The organism is Halovulum sp. GXIMD14793, from assembly GCF_054457435.1.
Window position 1 is genome coordinate 1 of the sequence record NZ_JBTLNE010000102.1, and the last position, 5,280, is coordinate 5,280.

General features: G+C 57.3%; 3 protein-coding genes and 2 pseudogenes. 2 read left to right on the forward strand and 3 right to left on the reverse strand.

Going from position 1 to position 5,280, the window contains the following annotated elements; genetic code table 11:
* Both ACW9UQ_RS18195 and ACW9UQ_RS18200 read right to left on the reverse strand, forming a co-directional pair.
* Positions 1-439, reverse strand: a pseudogene (locus ACW9UQ_RS18195) (IS256 family transposase); the annotation flags it as partial.
* A gap of 147 nt (positions 440-586) precedes the next feature.
* On the reverse strand, positions 587-1,699 hold the full coding sequence (locus tag ACW9UQ_RS18200) for an ankyrin repeat domain-containing protein (protein ID WP_458932410.1): 1,113 nt from the start codon (positions 1,697-1,699) through the stop codon (positions 587-589).
* A gap of 452 nt (positions 1,700-2,151) precedes the next feature.
* On the opposite strand from ACW9UQ_RS18200, the gene ACW9UQ_RS18205 reads away from it, so the two are divergent.
* Positions 2,152-2,949 (forward strand): ABC transporter permease, encoded by a 798-nt coding sequence (locus ACW9UQ_RS18205; RefSeq protein ID WP_458932411.1) that lies wholly within the window; start codon positions 2,152-2,154, stop codon positions 2,947-2,949.
* Positions 2,950-3,072: 123 nt separating this feature from the next.
* Here the strand turns inward: ACW9UQ_RS18205 and speB are convergent.
* Positions 3,073-4,124, reverse strand: a pseudogene (gene speB / locus ACW9UQ_RS18210) (agmatinase).
* A 118-nt stretch (positions 4,125-4,242) separates the two neighbouring features.
* Here speB and ACW9UQ_RS18215 point away from each other — a divergent pair.
* Complete coding sequence (locus tag ACW9UQ_RS18215; RefSeq protein ID WP_458932412.1) at positions 4,243-5,166, forward strand: LysR family transcriptional regulator; 924 nt, start codon at positions 4,243-4,245, stop codon at positions 5,164-5,166.
* Positions 5,167-5,280 lie beyond the last annotated feature (114 nt).

Below are 5,280 nucleotides of genomic sequence, written 5' to 3' on the forward strand. Positions count from 1 at the left end.
AGGTCTGGACCAGGGCGTCCGGAAAGGCTGCGGTGATGGCGTCCGGGAAGCCCTTGAGCCCGTCCACAACGGCGATCAAAATGTCCTGCAGCCCGCGGTTCCTGAGTTCGTTCATCACCGACAGCCAGAACTTCGCGCCTTCGTTCTCGGCGATCCAAAGGCCCAGAACCTCGCGGCTGCCGTCGCGGGTGACGCCCAGGGCCACGTAAACAGCCTTGTTTTTGACCGTCCGGCTGTCCGCGTCCCTGATCTTTACCCTGAGCGCGTCGAAGATGACGATGGGATACATCCGGCCCAGCGCCCGGCTTTGCCATTCGCGGACCTCGTCGAGCACGGCATCGGTGACGCGGCTGATCAGTTCTGCCGAGACCTTCAGGCCATAGACATCCTCAAGGTGGGCGCGGATGTCGCGGGTCGATATCGTCATTGTCGTCATGCTCCTTCGTTAATGAAGCATGGGCCAAATTACTCATACACAGAAGATCGGACACTCTCACCAATGGCGGCAATGCAGCTGGATAACACTATTTGCATTAAATCTGTGGACTGAAGCCAGAGCCCTCTGTCCACTCTGAAATAGCTCGATCTATCTATGATATTTCGGCGGCGGAAGCTCTAACGGCTTTGGATTAAGAGCGACCCAGTTGACAGCCAATTCACACATTCTCGCGGTGTCTCCACCGCGCCGATTCAACTCTTTGACAATGACACTGGCTTCATCGCACTCGTCTTTGGAGAGTGGCACGCCGGACCCCGTATACGCCAAGAAGGCATCAGCCAACTTCTTGTAGTCCGCGTCCCAGTTGGCCCCGCCATTTCTCTCGAACTCATCGCGTATCTTTCCCGACACGCGCACGACTTCACCCTGAACCGTCTCTGCCGCACCGCTTGAGGGTACCAGTAGCTCCCAAAGCTCTTGATGGCGCTCTTCCCAGCGTGCCGCCTTTGCGACAATCGGTGATTTGCCGTCATGCATTGCCCGACGGGGGACAGGTGGCACATCAAACAACAGATAAAGCCGGTCGAGCGCAGCACTTGTCGCATCCACGTAGTCAGGATTGAAACCACTACGATGGAATTCAAAGTTCGCGCCTATGCGAAGAACAGAGTGCTTCATATCCTGCGTGACGACAGAGCCATCTCCTTTCCCGGAGCCAAAAAGTTTCGACAGAAATCCTGTCTTCTCAGGCACTCTCGACGCGGCCAGCAATATCTCGGCGATCTCTGCCATGCCGACAATGTTGGCATTGCTGCATCTTCGCAGCGCGTGGCTTAGTGGCGTCTGCTTGTCGTGGTTAACCGCATCTGCACGTGCGCCATGCTTGAGAAGTACGTTAACCGTTTTCGCGTTGTACGCCGCAGCCGCGCCGTGGAGCGGTGTATTGCCGCGCGTGTCGCGGAGGTGCACGTCTGCTCCCAGCTCCAGCAGAACCTCCAGACGGCCTTGCCAATGAAGTGCCCGTGCATGCAGGGGGGTTTCCCCATACCGATCAGCCGCCGAAATGTCAGCACCTTGATCCACGAGCCATCGTGCGAGTTCGTCGGGGCATTCGCTGAAAGCAAGGGCAGTCTGCTTTGTGGTGCCACCGCGCGCATCCAGACAGCACGTCTCAAAAACATCTTTGAGCGTCTCAAGATCGTTTTCGACTAGGAGGTCCTCGAAGTTCTTGGGGAGTGTATTTCTGTTAGCTTTGGCCATATCGATCTCCTAGCAGAAAGTCCGGGCAACCATCTTCACAATACTTAACGAAAGGATACATTGAGAACCAGACAACTACCAAACCGGCCATTCGTGTAAAGTGCAGCATTCGGCACTTTGTGCTTCTGTGGTTGCCGCCCGGGATGCAAGAAGTTTCTGACTGTCTGGAGGTGTGATCGAGTGCGGTCTTCTGTCAGGCCTCATTGTGCGGCATTTTCAGAAGCCGCGGGCCGGTATGGTGATCAGCGGATTGGGTCCAAATCTCTCTGACGAACTCACGGTTCTGAGCCCAAAACTGGTTTTCCCAATCCAGATCTGTTCGATCGTTTCGCCCATTCAGGTCATCGTCTTCTCACTCCCAGTTTGCCGCCGCCATGGCGATCTTTTTGATGCTGGTGTCGCTGGCGCTTGTCGGTATTTCGATGATGCTGGGCCAGAAGAGGGGGGACTAGATGTCGAACGCGTTGAAGACCCTGTTCATACTGCTGGTCCTTGGCTTTCTGGCCGCCTCGCTGATCGTGGTTCTGGGTGTCTCGGTCAATGAACCAAAGCGCCTATTGTTCCCACCTGAAGGGTTTTCACTGGCCTGGTATGCAGAGCTGTTTCAGGCCAAGGACTGGCTTGGGGCGTTGCGAAATTCGGTTGTGATTGCGCTGGGGGCCAGCACCCTTGCGGTTTCAATTGCGCTGCCGCTGGCGCTTTATGCCTGGAAAAAGCAAAGCCGTTTGGCCCGCGCGCTGTTCGGCCTTGGGGTGGCGCCGTTTATGCTGCCGCCGGTGATCTCGGCGCTGGGGTTTCTGGTGTTTTGGATCACCATCGGGTTTTACGGGCAGATCTATGCGACGATCATTTCCCACGGTGTGTTTCTGGTGACGCTGCCGCTGGTGACGATTTCACTCGGGCTGGAAGCCATTGACCGCCAGCTGATCGAGGCCACCCGGGTCATGGGGGCCAATAACCGCCGCGTCTTTCGCACTGTAGTCTTCCCGCTGGCGCGGCCCTACATGATTTCCGGTTTTGCCTTCGCCTTTGTTCTGAGCCTGAACGAGTACATCATCGCCTACATGGTTGCCGGGTTCACCGCCGAGACACTGCCGATCAAGATCTTCAACTCGCTTAGATATGGCTATACGCCCGTCATGGCATCGGTCGCGGTGTTCTTTGTTATGACGGCGGTGCTGGTCTTTGGCAGCATCGCCCGGTTCGGTGATCTTCCGCGATTGCTTGGCGCAGAACGGGCGGACCGCTGACTATCTTTAGAACGTCTTCAGATATGAAAGCGCCGGCCACAGGGAGGGGCCGGCGCTGGCACAAAGTCAGGCTCCTAGACCCGCTGCTTCGTGCCGGATCTCCGAAAGGCTGCTCAATACACCTCAGCCATTCGGAGGATGTGGCAATGATGGCGAGAACTGCAGGAGGCTAAGGATCTCGAACAGCATCTGCGCACCGGCTTGCGCCGTGTTGGTTGTTGCATCATAGGCGGGGGCGACCTCGACCACGTCACCACCGACGAAGTTGATGCCTTTCAGCCCGCGCAGGATCCGAAGTGCTTCGCGCGTGGTCAGGCCGCCAATTTCGGGTGTCCCGGTGCCAGGGGCAAAGGCCGGGTCAAGGCTGTCGATATCGAAGGACAGATAGGTCGGTCCATCGCCGACCACGGTGCGGGCTTTATCGATGATCTCGGGCAGGCGATCCTCGGTGATTTCGCGGGCCTCGACCACGGTCATGCCGGAGACGTCCGAGAACTCCCAGATATAACGTGCGGCACCGCGGATGCCGATCTGGATCGTCCGCTCTGGGTCCAGCACACCGTCCAGAACCGCGTTGCGGAAGGGGCCGCCATGGTGGATTTTTCCCCCTCATAAGACCCGCCGGTGTCGCAATGCGCGTCAATATGGACCATGCCGACTGGCCTGTCAGCGCCAACCGCGCGCAGGATCGGATGGGTGATCGAATGGTCGCCGCCAACCCCAAGGGGAAGAACACCCGCCGCAACGATCGCTTTGGCAAAGGCTTCGATATCGCTATGGCATTGCGACAGGTCAAACCGGTTTTCAAACAGGATGTCACCGATATCCGCAACCACCATTTCGTGGATGGGGGCGACCTCCAACGCATCGTTATATGGGCCCACCCGTTCGATGCTGCGCAAGGCACGAGGACCGAAGCGCGCACCGTTGCGGTTCGTCACCCCAAGGTCCATGGGCGCGCCGTAAAGCGCCACCTGCAGACCCGCAAGCGCCGCCGCATCGCGTTGGGGTGCATCCAGCAAGGTCGGAATGCCGGCATAGGGGGCAGGGCGCCGCCCACCTTCTGAGAAAATCTTATCGGCGATCCGGCTATATTTCTCGTTAAAGATGGTCCCGCCATCGGCGTCCTGAAACTGCGCGCGGAGCGCGTCCAGTCTGTCTTTGTTGAGTGTCATTGCCTTACCTCTGCCCGCAGATTTTCCAGCTTTCTTCGGGGATATTTAACCTTCATTAAAGTTGAAATAACGCAATAAAATTTGCACAATTGGGCAAGTTAATTCCTGGGGAAAACATATGGCGCGGCGCAAAAAGGTCTTTGCAGGCAAGATCGGCGATGTTGATCTGCGACTGATGCGGGTCTTCAAGACCGTGATCGAGTGTTCGGGCCTGTCCGCAGCGCAGGCAGAGTTGGGCATCGGGGCGTCCACAATATCGAAACAGGTATCGGATCTTGAGACCCGCCTCGGCGTGCATCTGTGTCATCGGGGGCGGGGCGGGTTTTCCTTGACCCAACAGGGTGTGATCGCACTGGAGCATATCGACCGGCTGCTGGCCGCAGCGGATGAATTTGCCACCAACATGGCAGCGGTCAACAATCGTCTGGGCGGAACGATTGATATCGGCATGATTGACTTCACCCTGGCAGATGACCGAAATCCGCTGATCGGGGCCATTGGAAAGTTTCGGGAAACCGCGCCGGATGTGAATGTCCGGCTGATGACCGGCACCCCTGCCGAGGTGGAGCGAGGTGTCATTGACGGCAAACTACATCTTGGGATCGTGCCTGATTATCAGCGCCACCCGTCGCTAAGCGCGCTGCCACTTTACGAAGAAGAGGTTGGTCTGTTCTGCGCGGACGATCATCCGGTCGCGCAGGCCATGCAGACGGACGCTGCCCTGACCGCTAGTCAGGTTGAAACCCACGCGCTTGTGCATCGCGGCTATTTCGAAAGCGGCAAGGTGAAAAAGACCAAAGGCCGGTTTCCCGTAGGCAGTATCGCCAACCAGACCGAGGCCGTCATGGCGCTGGTCCATAGCGGTCTGTATCTTGGGTTTTTCCCGGTGCATTGTGCCGAAGGTTCGCAGGCGAACTATCTGGAAGTTATGCCTGACAGCTACAGATACACGACACCGATTTTGGCGATCTGGCGCACGGACCGTAAGAACTCCGTCTTGCTACAGATGCTTTTGGACTTCATTCGCCCGAATGATGACTAGGCAGCGTACCCACAAAGGGCTTTATACTCCCAATGACTTGTGATTTTTTTCGCGCCAAACAAGCGGCGGGAGTAGTCACATGGCGCGATCAGACATGAGCGATTTGGAATGGGC

Bases quoted from the DNA above. Each gene is read 5' to 3' on its own strand.
- ACW9UQ_RS18200 (WP_458932410.1), bottom strand. From the start codon at position 1,699: ATGGCCAAAGCTAACAGAAATACACTCCCCAAGAACTTCGAGGACCTC.
- ACW9UQ_RS18205 (WP_458932411.1), top strand. From the start codon at position 2,152: ATGTCGAACGCGTTGAAGACCCTGTTCATACTGCTGGTCCTTGGCTTT.
- ACW9UQ_RS18215 (WP_458932412.1), top strand. From the start codon at position 4,243: ATGGCGCGGCGCAAAAAGGTCTTTGCAGGCAAGATCGGCGATGTTGAT.